Here is a 13,400-nt window from a genome sequence, read left to right as displayed (position 1 = left end):
CTCCGCGCACACCCGCTGGTGTGTACAGTTTTTTCATGGAGACGGAAGAGCCGAGGCGGCTGCGCGACGAGGCGGACACCGCATGAACCACGCCCAGCTCACCGCCCTGGGCCGCGCCCTCCGTCTGCTCGGCGAGCATGGTGAGGCCCTGACCGGCGACACCCCCGACGCCCGGCTGCACGAGGTCAAGGCCGACATCAAGCGGGCCCTGGACCTGCTGGACGAGAGTGTCAGTTCGGCCGCGCCCACCACCCGCTGCCCGGAACACCCCAACGGGCCGGTCGACGAGAACGCGCCTGACCTGTGCCTGCTGTGCGAGACCCGTCGGCGGGCCGCCCGGCGTTCCGAGATCAACGGCCCCGCCGCGCATGCCCGGCCCGCCGAGCCCACGCCCTCCCGGTACGGCGTGCGCGAGGACCGGCCGCAGCCCCAGCAGCGCTGGCTGCCGGAGCTGTGGAACGGCCAGGCGTGGCAGCTGTGCGGGACCCCGCGCCGGGACCGGCACGAGGCCGAGCTCTACCTCGCCGCCCAGCGACGCGGACCCCGCGCCGCCATGGCCTACCGGCTGGTGCACGAGTTCACCGACTACGAGGTGCTGCGGATCTGGGGCACCCCGGTACGCGTCGACATCGAACCCCTCGGGAACCTCTAGCCCTCCGCCCCACTCACCCCAGCAGCGGCAGCGCCGCGAACTCGTACCCCTCCCACATCCGCCGGGACGCCTCCTCCGGATACGCCCTGACCTGCGGCTCCACATCCCACACCCGTACCTGCCGCGCGTCGGTGTCGTACGCGGGCCAGCCCGGGTCGCCGGTCCTCGCGAACGCCGTCCAGGCCGCCCGGAATCGGGACGAGAGGGCCTCGGCCTCCGCCGTGGGCTTCCCGTCGGGGAAGAGCATGGCTCCGAAGTCGGCGGTGAACGTGCCGAAGAGCAGCGGGATGTCCAACGCGTGGCAGGCACCCAGAGGACCCGGCGCCGACCAGGTCAGCTCGTAGACATGGGCGCGGCCGCCACCGGCGAGCTGCGCCTCGGCGAGGTGGAGACTGGGCATGGCGAACAGCCAGTCGGTCTGGACCCGTTCGAACAGCTCACCCGGCGTGGCGTCGGGGAAGGCCGCACGGTACGCCTCCTCGCCGGACGACGTACCGGGGGCACCCGGCGCGAACATCCGCAACGCCCCCCGCGCCTGCTCCTCCGTGATCCGCCCGAGCTGTCCGCCCATCGCCAGGAACAGCCGGAACTCGTCCCGGTTGTGACCGACGACCAGCTCCACGTCCCGGCCCGCCCCGGCCGCCAGCGCCTGCCAGGGCGTGACCGGCAGGACCTCGCCGTCGACCACCGGGGAGAAGGGGGTCACCGTGGGGGCGGCCCGACCCCATCTGTCCGTGTACTGGAGCATCTTGGCGCTCAGCGAACCGCCCGCGGAGGTCAGTCGGCGGGGATCGACCGTGGCGAGGTCGGCGGCCGTCGGACGCAGCCCGGCCTCCGTCGCGATCGCGGCCGCGATGTCCCGGGCCAGCGCGTCGGAGAAGTAGGTGCCCGGCACGCTCTGGGCGATGGCCCGCCGGAACAGGCCGGACGCGGACGGCATGGCCAGCAGGGCCGCCAACGAACCGGCGCCCGCCGACTCGCCGAAGACGGTCACCTGGCCGGGGTCGCCGCCGAACGCCGTGATGTTGTCCCGTACCCACTCCAGCGCGGCGACCTGGTCGAGCAGGCCTCGGTTGGCGGGCGCGCCGTCGAGGCGGGCGAAGCCCTCGATGCCGACGCGGTAGTTCAGGGTGACGACCACGACGTCCCCGTCGTGCGCGATGTGCCGGGCGTCGTAACCGGGGCTGCCCGCGTGGCCGAGCTTGTAGGCACCGCCGTAGAGCCAGACCATGACGGGGCGGTGGGCGGCCGGGTCCGGGTCGGGGGTCCACACGTTGACCGTCAGCCAGTCGTCGCCCAGGGGCACGTCCGGCGGGACGCCACCGCCCAGCGCCGCCACGTCCTGCGGGGGCGGCGGCCCGAAGGCGTACGCGTCGCGGGTGCCATCCCAGGCCGCCGCCGGGCGCGGCGCCTGGAACCGGGCCTCCCCGACCGGCGGGGCGGCGAACGGGATGCCCCGGAAGACGGCCAGGCCGTCCCCCCGACGCCCGCGCACCGCGCCGGTCGCGGTGCGGACCACTGGGTCGTGGGGCTGAGTCGTCGTCACAGGGCACTCCTCGCCGATGGACCGATGAGCCGGTAGTTGCTCACCAGAATCATTGCCGTCACCCATTGAATTTGTCACCCATGCGGTCGACACCCGCGCCGTGGAAAGGGAGCCGGCACTCAGCTGAGCGTGGCCAGCGCCGCCGCGTCGTACGGCTTCAGCTCGTCGAAGCGGTCGGCCAGGACCTTCGCGGCCCACTCCGGGTCCTGGAGCAGGGCGCGGCCGACGGCGATCATGTCGAACTCCTCGGCCTCCAGCCGGTCGAGCAGGTCGTCGATGCCCTTGACCGGGGCGCCCTCGCCCTGGAAGCCCTTGAGGAAGTCGCCGTCGAGGCCGACCGAGCCGACGGTGATGACGGGCTTGCCGGTGAGCTTCTTCGTCCAGCCGGCCAGGTTGAGGTCGGAGCCGTCGAACTCGGGGAACCAGTAGCGGCGGGTGGAGGCGTGGAAGGCGTCGACGCCGGCCGCGGCGAGCGGGGCGAGGATCGACTCCAGCTCCTCGGGGGTCTCGGCGAGACGGGCCCGGTAGGCCTCCTGCTTCCACTGCGAGTAGCGGAAGATGATCGGGAACTCGGGCGAGACCGTCGCGCGGACCGCCGCCACGATCTCCTCGGCGAACTTGGCGCGGGCCACCGGGTCGCCGCCGTAGGCGTCGGTGCGGCGGTTGGTGCCGGCCCACAGGAACTGGTCGATGAGGTAGCCGTGGGCGCCGTGCAGCTCCACGCCGTCGAAGCCGATCCGCTCGGCGGCAGCGGCGGCCTCGGCGAAGGCGCCGATGACGTCGTCCAGGTCGCGCTGGGTCATCGCCTTGCCGGTCACCTCGTCGGCGCCGATGCGCAGCCCGGAGGGGCCGACGGCGGGGGCGTCGGCGTAGGGCGGCTGGCCCTGCTCGCGGACCATGCCGATGTGCCACAGCTGCGGCACGATGGTGCCGCCCGCCGCGTGCACGTCGGCGGCGACCTTCGCCCAGCCCGCGAGCTGCTCCTCGCCGTGGAAGCGCGGGATGGTGTCGCTCTGCCCGGCCGAGTCGTGGCCGACGTAGGTGCCCTCGGTGACGATCAGGCCGACGCCGGCGGCCGCGCGGCGGGAGTAGTACGAGGCCACGTCCGCGCCGGGGATCCCGTTCGGGGAGAACGCGCGCGTCATGGGCGCCATCGCGATGCGGTTCGGGACGGTCAGGCCGTTCAGGGCGACGGGCCGGGACAGGACTTCGGCGGCGCGGGACGCGGAGGCGGCGACGGTCACAGGGGTACTCCTCGGGGGATCGGGGACATCGAGCGGTGGGGCATTCCAGGCGGTATGTGCATACGCATCAACCGCCCCGTCACCTCAACCGCGCCACCCGGACGCGCATTCCGCCACGCCCCGCCCGGACCCCTGTGATCCCGCACACGCCCGAGGGCGGCACCCCCTGTCTCCAGGGAGTACCGCCCTCGGCGTGTACAGCGATGAACTCGCGATCCTCGGAAGGATCAGAAGTCCATGTCACCGCCCGGCATGCCGCCGCCGGCCGGGGCAGCGCCCGCCTTCTCCGGCTTGTCGGCGATGACGGCCTCGGTGGTGAGGAACAGCGCGGCGATGGAGGCGGCGTTCTGCAGGGCAGAGCGCGTCACCTTCGCCGGGTCGATGATGCCTTCGGCGATCATGTCGACGTACTCACCGGTCGCGGCGTTCAGGCCGTGGCCGACGGGCAGGTTGCGCACCTTCTCGACGATGACGCCACCCTCGAGACCACCGTTGACGGCGATCTGCTTGAGCGGGGCCTCCAGGGCCAGCTTCACGGCGTTGGCGCCGGTCAGCTCGTCACCCTCCAGGTCCAGCTTCTCGAAGACCGAGGAGGCCTGGAGCAGGGCCACGCCACCACCGGCGACGATGCCCTCCTCGACGGCCGCCTTCGCGTTGCGAACGGCGTCCTCGATGCGGTGCTTGCGCTCCTTGAGCTCGACCTCGGTGGCGGCACCGGCCTTGATGACCGCGACACCGCCGGCGAGCTTCGCCAGGCGCTCCTGCAGCTTCTCGCGGTCGTAGTCCGAGTCGCTGTTCTCGATCTCGGCGCGGATCTGGTTGACCCGGCCCTGGACCTGCTCGGAGGAGCCGGCACCGTCGACGATGGTGGTCTCGTCCTTGGTGATGACGACCTTGCGGGCACGGCCCAGGAGGTCGATGGAGGTGTTCTCGAGCTTGAGACCGACCTCCTCGGAGATGACCTCGCCACCGGTGAGGATGGCGATGTCGTTCAGCATCGCCTTGCGGCGGTCACCGAAGCCCGGGGCCTTGACCGCGACGGACTTGAAGGTGCCGCGGATCTTGTTGACGACCAGGGTCGACAGGGCCTCGCCCTCGACGTCCTCGGCGATGATCAGCAGCGGCTTGCCCGACTGCATGACCTTCTCCAGGAGCGGGAGCAGGTCCTTGACGGAACCGATCTTGGAGTTGGCGATCAGGATGTACGGGTCGTCGAGCGACGCCTCCATACGCTCCATGTCGGTGGCGAAGTACGCCGAGATGTAGCCCTTGTCGAAGCGCATACCCTCGGTGAGCTCCAGCTCCAGACCGAAGGTCTGGGACTCCTCGACGGTGATGACGCCTTCCTTGCCGACCTTGTCCATCGCCTCGGCGATGAGCTCGCCGATCTGGGTGTCGGCGGCGGAGATGGAGGCCGTGGAGGCGATCTGCTCCTTGGTCTCGACGTCCTTGGCCTGCTCGAGCAGGGCACCGGAGACGGCCTCGACGGCCTTCTCGATACCGCGCTTGAGGGCCATCGGGTTGGCGCCGGCGGCTACGTTGCGCAGGCCTTCCTTGACGAGGGCCTGGGCGAGAACGGTCGCCGTGGTCGTACCGTCGCCCGCGACGTCGTCCGTCTTCTTGGCGACTTCCTTGACCAGCTCGGCGCCGATCTTCTCGTACGGGTCCTCGAGCTCGATCTCCTTGGCGATGGAAACACCATCGTTGGTGATCGTGGGCGCGCCCCACTTCTTCTCGAGGACGACGTTGCGGCCCTTGGGGCCAAGGGTGACCTTGACGGCGTCGGCGAGCTGGTTCATCCCGCGCTCGAGACCGCGCCGTGCCTCCTCGTCGAACGCGATGATCTTGGCCATGTGAAGTGGTCCTCCCGGACAGGGGGTGGATTTCTCCGGACCGCGCTGGCGCCCGCGACGGACGGCCTGCATGCCTCGTGGTTCCTTGCCCCACCCGGCCTGCGGGCCTCACCGACCCGGTCCTTCGTTGTCACTCTCACCTTCAGAGTGCTAACGCCAATGATTAGCACTCGCCCCTGCCGAGTGCAAGCGCCTCCCGGGTACTGGGCCGATCCCCGGCCGTCCGCGGGGCCGCCCCGGACCCCGTCCGGGGCCCGGTCCCGGACATGCCGAAGGGCTCGTAACCCATGACTCCCCATGGGATACGAGCCCTCCGAAGAACAGAAGAACGACGCTGTCAGTCGGCGCGTGCTTCAGCCGGTCGCCAGTCGGACCATGTCCGCCTGCGGCCCCTTCTGGCCCTGCGAGATCTCGAAATCGACCCGCTGACCTTCCTCCAGGGTGCGGTAGCCGTCCATCTGAATCGCGCTGTAGTGGACGAAAACATCCGCACCACCGTCGACCGCGATGAAGCCGTACCCCTTCTCCGCGTTGAACCACTTGACGGTGCCCTGAGCCATGCCTAACTCCCCTATTACTGGCCCTTGCACAGATCCACACTTCGCGGATCCGGGTCAGACCTCACCCCCCACATGGTTGGGGGCGTGCGCCGGAACGCGTCGACCGCGGCCGAATGTATCTGTCCAACTGCCGTCTGCAACAGGTCAATCGGACGAGAATTCTGGACGCGCACGGTCCGGAATGTGGTGAGAATTCACCCGAATTCGGGGCAAGTCGGGCCCCACAAAATGCACAAAAGCCGCGAAAGAAGCACACACTTTGGCTACTTCTTGTCGGGCATGGAGCGGAAATCAAGGGCCGTCGACCTGCTATTCGGCACCGCGTTCCCCAACTGTACCGCGCTCAACCACACAGAATTGCCCCCTCCGCTTCTATCGCGGAGGGGGCAATTCGATGAACTCTCGGTAATCACCGTTACCGATGGTAATGATCAGCCGCCGGCGACGGCCGGAATGATGGAGACACCGGCACCGTCCGGGGTCGCGGTCTCCAGCCCCTGCTCGAAGCGGACGTCGTCGTCGTTGACGTACACGTTGACGAACCGGCGCAGCTTGCCCTGGTCGTCGAGCACGCGGGCGGCGATCCCCGTGTGGTTCTTCTCCAGGTCGGCGATGACCTCGCCGAGGGTGCCGCCCTCGGCGGCGACCTCGGCCTTGCCGCCGGTGTAGGTGCGCAGGATGGTGGGGATGCGGACGGTAACGCTCATGTCTGATGACCTCCGGTCAGGTAATCGCCCTCAGGGGCGCGGGGAACTGCGCGACCAGCCCCCACCGGCCCGCAGATGACAACGGCTATGCGAGTCCGGCCTCGCGGAACGAATCGAGGTTCGGACGAATGGTCGCAGTCAGCCCGGTCCCTGCCACCGCGTCCAGCGTCTTCAGACCGTCACCGGTGTTCAGCACGACCGTGGTCTTCGTCGGGTCGAGGAGACCGTTCTCGATCAGCTTCCTCGTCACACCCACCGTCACCCCGCCGGCGGTCTCCGCGAAGATGCCCTCGGTCCGCGCGAGCAGCTTGATCGCGTCGACGACCTGCTCGTCGTTCACGTCCTCCACCGCACCGCCCGTACGCCGCGCGATGTCCAGGACGTAGGGACCGTCCGCCGGGTTGCCGATGGCCAGCGACTTGGCGATGGTGTTCGGCTTCTGCGGGCGCACGACGTCGTGCCCGGCCTTGTAGGCCACGGACACCGGCGAGCAGCCCTCGGCCTGCGCACCGAAGATCTTGTAGGGCTTGTCCTCGACGAGGCCGAGCTTGATCAGCTCCTGCAGCCCCTTGTCGATCTTCGTGAGCTGCGAGCCGGAGGCGATCGGGACGACCAGCTGGTCGGGCAGCCGCCAGCCGAGCTGCTCGCAGATCTCGTACGCCAGGGTCTTGGAGCCCTCGGCGTAGTACGGCCGCAGGTTGACGTTGACGAAGCCCCAGCCCTCGCCGGCCGGGTCGCCGATCAGCTCGGAGCAGAAACGGTTCACGTCGTCGTAGTTGCCCTCGATGCCGACGAGCTCGCCGCCGTAGATCGCGGCCATGACGACCTTGCCCTGCTCCAGGTCGTGCGGGATGAACACGCACGAGCGGAAGCCGGCCCGGGCGGCGGCGGCGCCGACGGCACCGGCCAGGTTGCCCGTGGAGGAGCAGGAGAGGGTGGTGAAGTCGAACGCCCGCGCGGCCTCGATGGCCTGGGCGACGACCCGGTCCTTGAAGGAGTGCGTCGGGTTGCCGGAGTCGTCCTTGACGAAGAGCTTGCCCGCGTCGACGCCCAGCTCGCGGGCCAGGTTGTCGGCCTGGACGAGCTTGGTCCAACCGGGGTTGATGTTGGGCTTGTCCGCCACGTCGGCCGGGACGGGGAGCAGGGGCGCGTAACGCCAGATGTTCGCGGGTCCCGCCTCGATGCGCTTGCGGAGCTCCTCGGCGTCGTAGCCGGAGAAGTCGTAGGCGATCTCGAGCGGGCCGAAACACTCCTCGCAGGCGAAGACCGGGCCGAGGGGCACGCGGTGACCGCACTCGCGGCAGCTCAGCGCGGCCGCGGGGCCGAGGTCTACGGTGTTCGTGGTGCTTGCATCAGTCTGCACAGCCATGGAGGCGAGGCCCTTTCTCCTCATCTTCCTCACGACGCACTTCGCCGTGAGACGGATTTGGCACCTTCCCGAGTCGGGAGCCTCGCTGGTGACGAGAACCGACTGGAGGGTTGCCGGGGCTTCATCGGGCCGTATCCCTCTGCCCCTCTGGATGAGCGGTATTTGGTTGTTGATCGGTGAAACGGGGCGGCGACCCCCGACATGCGATGGTCATCCGCGTTGTTCAAGACTGTAACCGAAGGCCAGGACAGTTGAGATAGTCGTCCGAACCGCGAGATGGATCACATACCACGTCGATCACAGACTCGCCGAGAGAACGAGGAGCCGCGCACTGTGCTGAACGAAGTCGAGCGCTGGCTGAGCACCCGCTCCTGGTCCAAGACCGATCGCCCGCTCCACAGGATCCTCGCCGCGAAACGCGCCGGCGGCCAGTCCGTCAGTGTCGTGCTGCCCGCACTCAACGAGGAGGAGACGGTCGGCGACATCGTCGCCGTCATCCGCCACGACCTCATGTGCCAGGTCCCGCTCGTCGACGAGATAGTCGTCGTCGACTCGGGGTCCACCGACCGTACGTCCGAGGTGGCCGCCGCCGCCGGGGCCACGGTCGTCCACCGCGACGCCATCCTCCCCCGCCTCCCCGCCGTCCCCGGCAAGGGCGAGGTGCTGTGGCGCTCCCTCCTGGCCACCCGTGGGGACATCGTCTGCTTCATCGACGCCGACCTGAAGGAGTTCTCCTCCGACTTCGTCTCCGGGATCGTGGGCCCCCTGCTCACCGATCCGGGCGTCGACCTGGTCAAGGGGATGTACGACCGGCCGCTGGGCGGGGCGGCAGGCCAAGGCGGCCGGGTCACCGAGCTGATGGCCCGCCCGCTGCTGAACATGCACTGGCCGCAGCTGGCCGGTTTCGTGCAGCCGCTCGGCGGCGAGTACGCGGCCCGCCGCTCGCTCCTGGAACAGCTCCCCTTCCCGGTGGGCTACGGCGTGGAGCTGGGCATGCTGATCGACGCCCTGCACCTGGTGGGCCTCGACGCGCTGGCCCAGGTCGACGTCGGCGTGCGCAAGCACCGCCACCAGGACGGGCAGGCGCTGGGCCGGATGTCCGCCGCGATCTACCGCACCGCCCAGCTGCGGCTGGCCCGCGGTCACCTCGTGCGTCCCTCCCTCACCCAGTTCGAACGGGGCGAGGACGGCTTCGAGCCGCGCACCTACTCCGTGGACACGGAGGAGCGGCCGCCCATGGTGGAGATCGCTGAGTACGCGGCCCGAAAGGTCGCCTGACCGGGCACGCTCCGGCAGCGGGCGTGCCGGATACGTCATGGCGCGTATCCGCACGTTTGAGCGTTTCCGGGCCGGGCTAGGTTGAGGCGTATGGCTTCAACGCACGGTGCTGAGGTGTTGGTCGCGTCCAATCGCGGCCCGATTACGTACGAGGTGCGCGAGGACGGCTCGCTCCACACCAAACGGGGTGGCGGCGGGCTGGTCTCCGGCCTGTCCGCCATCGGCCCCGACGCGGGCGCGCTGTGGGTGTGCTCGGCCCTCGGCGACGGCGACCGCGAGGCGGTACGGCGCGGGGTGGGCGAGCCGGGCGTGCGCATGCTCGACATCCCGGCCGACGTGCACGCCGACGCGTACAACGGCATCGCCAACTCGGTGCTGTGGTTCGTCCACCACATGCTGTACCAGACCCCGCTGGAGCCGGTCTTCGACGCGGAGTTCCGGCGGCAGTGGGGGGCGTACGAGGCCTACAACCGCGCGTTCGCCGAGGCGCTGGCCCAGGAGGCGGCCGAGGGCGCGGCGGTGCTGGTGCAGGACTACCACCTCTGTCTCGTCCCCGGCATGCTCCGCGAACTCCGCCCCGACCTGCGCATCGGCCACTTCTCGCACACGCCGTGGGCGCCGGCCGAGTACTTCTCGATGCTGCCGGACGACATCCGTTCGCAGCTGGTGTGGGGGATGCTGGGCGCCGACCGGCTCGGGTTCCTGACCTGGCGGTGGGCGCAGGCGTTCATGGACTGCGCCGGGAGCACCGACCCGGAGCGGATCTTCCCGTCGTGGCCGAGCGGAAGCACACCCAAGTCCGTCGGGCACTCGCCGACCGGCCGTCCGCCGCTCGGGACCACCGAGATCGGCGTGCACGGTCTCGGCGCCGACGCGGAGTTCCTGCGCAAGCGGGCGCACGAGGCGGACGTCGACGAGCGGATGGCGGCGCTGCGGGACGAGATCGGCGAGGCCCCCGACGGGAGCCGGCGCCGGACGATCGTCCGCGTCGACCGCACCGAGCTGTCGAAGAACATCGTGCGCGGCCTGCTCGCCTACCGGCAGCTGCTCGACGACCGTCCCGAGTGGCGCGAACGCGTGGTCCACGTGGCCTTCGCCTACCCGTCCCGCCAGGACCTGGCCGTCTACCGCGAGTACACGGCCGAGGTGCAGCGCGTGGCGGACGAGATCAACTCCCGGTACGGCACGCCCGGCTGGACGCCGGTGGTCCTCCACGTGAAGGACGACTTCGCCCGCTCCCTGGCGGCCTACCGCCTGGCCGACGTGGCCCTGGTCAACCCCATCCGGGACGGCATGAACCTCGTCGCGAAGGAGGTGCCGCTGCTCTCCGAGGAGGGGTGCGTGCTGGTGCTGTCTCGCGAGGCGGGGGCCTTCCAGGAACTCGGCGACGACGCGATCGTCGTCAATCCCTACGACGTGATCGGCACGGCGAAGGCGCTGCACGAGGCCCTGACGATGCCGCCGGGCGAACGGGCGGAGCGCGTGAAGCGACTGGCCGCGGCTGCGACGGCCCTCCCGCCGGCCCGGTGGTTCCTGGACCAGCTGGAGGCACTGAAGGCGGCCGGCTGAGCCGCGTGGCCTGGCCTCACGCCGCTCCCTGGAGTCCAGGTGGGGGCATGAGGACGGCGGGCTGAGCCCGCCGCCAGGCCGCAGCGGCTAGCTGAGCCGCGTCGCGAGCGCCCGCAGCAGCCGTACGACCCCCTCCGGGCCGTCCACGACGAGGTCGGCCCGCTCCCTCAGCTCGGTGACCTCGTCGCTGCCGCTGCACACCAGCAGGCCGGGCACGCCGTCGGAGCGGAGCCTGTCGACGGCGGCGAAGGCGGGCAGGTCGCCGAGGTCGTCGCCGGCGTAGAGGACGGAGCCGGCGCCCCTCTCGCGGACGTACTCCGCGAGGGCGACGCCCTTGTCCATGCCGGGCGGGCGGAGTTCGAGGACCAGGCGACCGGGTTCGACGATCAGGCCGTGTCGGGTGGCGAGCTCGGTGAGGGGGCCGCGCAGGGCCTCGAAGGCGGCCTGCGGATCGGCGGCGCGGCGCGTGTGCACGGCGACCGCCCGCCCCTTCTCCTCGATCCACGCACCCTGGCCCACCCCGGCGGCGTCGAGCACTCCCGGCAGCTCGGCCCGCACGGCGGCGACCCCGGGATGCGGGGCGGGAGCGCTCACGGTGCCGGTGCGGGCGTCCCAGCGCTCGGCACCGTAGTGCCCCAGCACCACGAGCTGCTCGAGCCCGGCCACCCCGGCGAACCCGCCGTGCCGCACCGCCACCTCGGCCGGCCGCCCGGTGACCACGGCGACCCCGGCCACCTTCGGCGCCAGCCCCACCAACGCGGCCACCGCCTCCGGATGCGCCCGCGCCTGCTCCGGATCCGCCACGATCGGCGCGAGCGTCCCGTCGAAGTCCAACGCGACCACCGCCCGCCCGGGCCGCGCCAGCACCTGCCCGAGCCCGTCCCGCCCGACCGCCGTGACCGGCGTCGGCAGAGGATCGGTGACCTTCGGCTCCATGGAATCCGCGTGACTGCCCATGAGTCGACCCTATCCACGATGAGGCGCCCCACACGGCCGTGGCCGAATCGGGGAGGTCGAGGGAGACGTCCTACCGCTCGCCCCGCCGCGCCTCCCGTACCCGTCTCAGTCTGTTCACCGTGACCGGGTCGTGGGCCAGTGCGCGTTCGTCGTCCAGGAGGGCGTTCAGGAGTTGGTAGTAGCGCACCGGGGCCAGGCCGAGTTCCTCGCGAATGGCTCGTTCCTTCAGGCCGGGGCCGCTGAAGCCGCGGCGTTCCAGTGCGAGGATCTCCTGTTCCCTGCGGTTCAGGTCCGCTCGCCGCTGCTCGTCCATGACCGCACGGTAGCCGCCGGCACCGACAGCGGCACCGGCTACGGGGTGTTCTGCGCCGAGGTGGCCGTCGCCTGGAGCTGGCTGAGTACCGCCGCCGGGTTCCCGGTGGGGGTCACGGCCGCCCCGATCCGCTTCTTGACGGCGGCGCTGACCTGCGCCCAGGACGTCTCGCCGACCGGGTACGTCTCGGACAGCGGGAGTTCGTCGAGGAACGGCTTGAGGTCGGCGTCCCGCTTGTCCGTGCTCATGACCTCGGACGCGGATTCGGTGACCGGCAGCAGGTCGTACTTCCGGGAGAAGGCGAGGACGTTCTTCTCGCTGTAGACGAAGTCGAGGAAGTCGCCGATCTGCTCGGCGTGCCCGTTCTGCTTGAAGGCGGTCATCCAGTCGGCGACGCCCATGGAGATCTTGTTCTGGCCGTTCTCGCCGGGCATCGGCACCATGCCGAACTTCACGCCCTTGTCCTCGGCCATCCCCATGAGGGAGGGGTGCCCGTTGAGCATGCCGACCTGCCCCTTGGCGAACGCGGCGAAGGCGTCGGCCCGGTCGAGCTTGCCCGGGGCGACCGGCCCGGTCAGCTTCTTGGCGACCAGGTTGTCCCTGAGCCAGGTGAAGGTGTCGGTGTTCTCCGTGGAGTCGATGCTGTAGGTGCCGAGCGTGTCGGTGTAGCCGCCTCCGCCGCCGAGCAGCCACTGCATCGTCTCGGCCTGCGCCTCCTCGGGACCGAGGGGCAGCGCGTAGGGGTACTTCACGCCCTCCGACTTCAGCGCCTGCGCGTCCTGGGCGAGCTCGTCCCAGGTGGTCGGCGGGGTGAGGCCGGCCTGGGTGAAGAGGGTCTTGTTGTAGAAGAGCAGCCGGGTGGAGGCGGCGAACGGCATGCCGTACTGGACGCCCTTGACCTCGCCCGCGTTGGAGAGCTGGGAGATCCAGTCGGCCTGGACGGGTATGGAGACGAGGTCGTCGGCCTTGTAGAGCTGCCCCGCGTCCGCGTAGTCGGCGTACGCGCCGATCTGCGCCATGTCGGGCGCGTCGCCTGCCTCGACCAGCTCCTTGACCTTGCGGTCCACGTCGCTCCAGGAGTACACGCTCACGTCGACGCGCACGCCCTCGTGCTTCGCCTCGTACTCCTTGGCCAGGGAGTCCCAGTACTTCTGGGAGCTGTTGGCCGAGCTGTCGCCGTAGTCGGCGGCGACCAGTTTCAACGTCACGTCGCCGGAGTCACCGGTGAGCCCACAGCCCGCGAGGGCCGCCGTGAGTCCGAGGGCGGACACCGCCGCGACCGTTCCTGTCCTACCCCGCTGCACTGCCATACGCCCCAACATCGCCGATCATCGAAAGTCTCGAAAGGTCAT

General features: G+C 70.3%; 12 protein-coding genes and 1 riboswitch. Of the genes, 3 read left to right on the top strand and 9 right to left on the bottom strand.

What is annotated here, in order from left to right; all coding sequences use genetic code 11:
* Nucleotides 1–82 precede the first annotated feature (82 nt).
* On the top strand, nucleotides 83–652 hold the full coding sequence (locus tag AQJ84_RS19050) for a hypothetical protein (protein ID WP_030043563.1): 570 nt from the start codon (nucleotides 83–85) through the stop codon (nucleotides 650–652).
* Between the two features lie 13 nt (nucleotides 653–665).
* On the opposite strand, the gene AQJ84_RS19045 is transcribed toward AQJ84_RS19050, so the two are convergent.
* The 6 genes from AQJ84_RS19045 to thrC all read right to left on the bottom strand — a co-directional run bounded on the left by AQJ84_RS19045 (nucleotide 666) and on the right by thrC (nucleotide 7,931).
* Nucleotides 666–2,198: a carboxylesterase/lipase family protein gene (locus AQJ84_RS19045; RefSeq protein WP_030043562.1), complete on the bottom strand. Its 1,533-nt coding sequence runs from the start codon at nucleotides 2,196–2,198 to the stop codon at nucleotides 666–668.
* A 119-nt stretch (nucleotides 2,199–2,317) separates the two neighbouring features.
* Nucleotides 2,318–3,442 carry an NADH:flavin oxidoreductase gene (locus AQJ84_RS19040; RefSeq protein ID WP_053191852.1) on the bottom strand — a complete coding sequence of 375 codons (1,125 nt, stop codon included), beginning with the start codon at nucleotides 3,440–3,442 and terminating at the stop codon, nucleotides 2,318–2,320.
* Between the two features lie 227 nt (nucleotides 3,443–3,669).
* Nucleotides 3,670–5,295, bottom strand: coding sequence for a chaperonin GroEL (gene groL / locus AQJ84_RS19035; protein WP_053191850.1), 1,626 nt, complete (start codon nucleotides 5,293–5,295; stop codon nucleotides 3,670–3,672).
* A gap of 353 nt (nucleotides 5,296–5,648) precedes the next feature.
* A complete protein-coding gene (locus tag AQJ84_RS19030) occupies nucleotides 5,649–5,855 on the bottom strand; it encodes a cold-shock protein (protein ID WP_007493268.1) in 207 nt (68 codons plus the stop codon).
* Nucleotides 5,856–6,286: 431 nt separating this feature from the next.
* Nucleotides 6,287–6,562, bottom strand: coding sequence for a MoaD/ThiS family protein (locus tag AQJ84_RS19025; RefSeq protein WP_030043557.1), 276 nt, complete (start codon nucleotides 6,560–6,562; stop codon nucleotides 6,287–6,289).
* Nucleotides 6,563–6,647: 85 nt separating this feature from the next.
* Nucleotides 6,648–7,931, bottom strand: coding sequence for a threonine synthase (gene thrC / locus AQJ84_RS19020; protein ID WP_030043556.1), 1,284 nt, complete (start codon nucleotides 7,929–7,931; stop codon nucleotides 6,648–6,650).
* A gap of 17 nt (nucleotides 7,932–7,948) precedes the next feature.
* A riboswitch (SAM riboswitch) is annotated at nucleotides 7,949–8,089 on the bottom strand.
* 175 nt (nucleotides 8,090–8,264) lie between these two features.
* Here thrC and AQJ84_RS19015 point away from each other — a divergent pair.
* Nucleotides 8,265–9,209: a glucosyl-3-phosphoglycerate synthase gene (locus AQJ84_RS19015; RefSeq protein ID WP_030043555.1), complete on the top strand. Its 945-nt coding sequence runs from the start codon at nucleotides 8,265–8,267 to the stop codon at nucleotides 9,207–9,209.
* A gap of 90 nt (nucleotides 9,210–9,299) precedes the next feature.
* Nucleotides 9,300–10,778 carry an alpha,alpha-trehalose-phosphate synthase (UDP-forming) gene (locus AQJ84_RS19010; RefSeq protein ID WP_030043554.1) on the top strand — a complete coding sequence of 493 codons (1,479 nt, stop codon included), beginning with the start codon at nucleotides 9,300–9,302 and terminating at the stop codon, nucleotides 10,776–10,778.
* 87 nt (nucleotides 10,779–10,865) lie between these two features.
* Here AQJ84_RS19010 and otsB read toward each other — a convergent pair whose 3' ends face one another.
* The 3 genes from otsB to AQJ84_RS18995 all read right to left on the bottom strand — a co-directional run bounded on the left by otsB (nucleotide 10,866) and on the right by AQJ84_RS18995 (nucleotide 13,358).
* Complete coding sequence (gene otsB, locus AQJ84_RS19005; RefSeq protein ID WP_053191849.1) at nucleotides 10,866–11,735, bottom strand: trehalose-phosphatase; 870 nt, start codon at nucleotides 11,733–11,735, stop codon at nucleotides 10,866–10,868.
* 70 nt (nucleotides 11,736–11,805) lie between these two features.
* Entirely contained in the window at nucleotides 11,806–12,048 is a 243-nt protein-coding gene (locus AQJ84_RS19000; RefSeq protein ID WP_030043552.1) for a DUF3263 domain-containing protein, read from the bottom strand.
* Between the two features lie 38 nt (nucleotides 12,049–12,086).
* Nucleotides 12,087–13,358: an ABC transporter substrate-binding protein gene (locus AQJ84_RS18995; protein WP_051870171.1), complete on the bottom strand. Its 1,272-nt coding sequence runs from the start codon at nucleotides 13,356–13,358 to the stop codon at nucleotides 12,087–12,089.
* Nucleotides 13,359–13,400: the final 42 nt, after the last annotated feature.

The organism is Streptomyces resistomycificus, assembly GCF_001514265.1.
Classification (GTDB): domain Bacteria; phylum Actinomycetota; class Actinomycetes; order Streptomycetales; family Streptomycetaceae; genus Streptomyces; species Streptomyces resistomycificus.
The sequence above is the reverse complement of the archived record's forward strand: the minus strand, read 5'-3'. Positions and strand labels throughout refer to the sequence as shown.

What these genes read in the sequence shown, in the direction of transcription:
- AQJ84_RS19050 (WP_030043563.1), top strand. Translation starts at nt 83, where the DNA reads ATGAACCACGCCCAGCTCACCGCCCTGGGCCGCGCCCTCCGTCTGCTC.
- groL (WP_053191850.1), bottom strand. Translation starts at nt 5,295, where the DNA reads ATGGCCAAGATCATCGCGTTCGACGAGGAGGCACGGCGCGGTCTCGAG.
- AQJ84_RS19030 (WP_007493268.1), bottom strand. Translation starts at nt 5,855, where the DNA reads ATGGCTCAGGGCACCGTCAAGTGGTTCAACGCGGAGAAGGGGTACGGC.
- AQJ84_RS19025 (WP_030043557.1), bottom strand. Translation starts at nt 6,562, where the DNA reads ATGAGCGTTACCGTCCGCATCCCCACCATCCTGCGCACCTACACCGGC.
- thrC (WP_030043556.1), bottom strand. Translation starts at nt 7,931, where the DNA reads ATGGCTGTGCAGACTGATGCAAGCACCACGAACACCGTAGACCTCGGC.
- AQJ84_RS19010 (WP_030043554.1), top strand. Translation starts at nt 9,300, where the DNA reads ATGGCTTCAACGCACGGTGCTGAGGTGTTGGTCGCGTCCAATCGCGGC.
- otsB (WP_053191849.1), bottom strand. Translation starts at nt 11,735, where the DNA reads ATGGGCAGTCACGCGGATTCCATGGAGCCGAAGGTCACCGATCCTCTG.
- AQJ84_RS19000 (WP_030043552.1), bottom strand. Translation starts at nt 12,048, where the DNA reads ATGGACGAGCAGCGGCGAGCGGACCTGAACCGCAGGGAACAGGAGATC.
- AQJ84_RS18995 (WP_051870171.1), bottom strand. Translation starts at nt 13,358, where the DNA reads ATGGCAGTGCAGCGGGGTAGGACAGGAACGGTCGCGGCGGTGTCCGCC.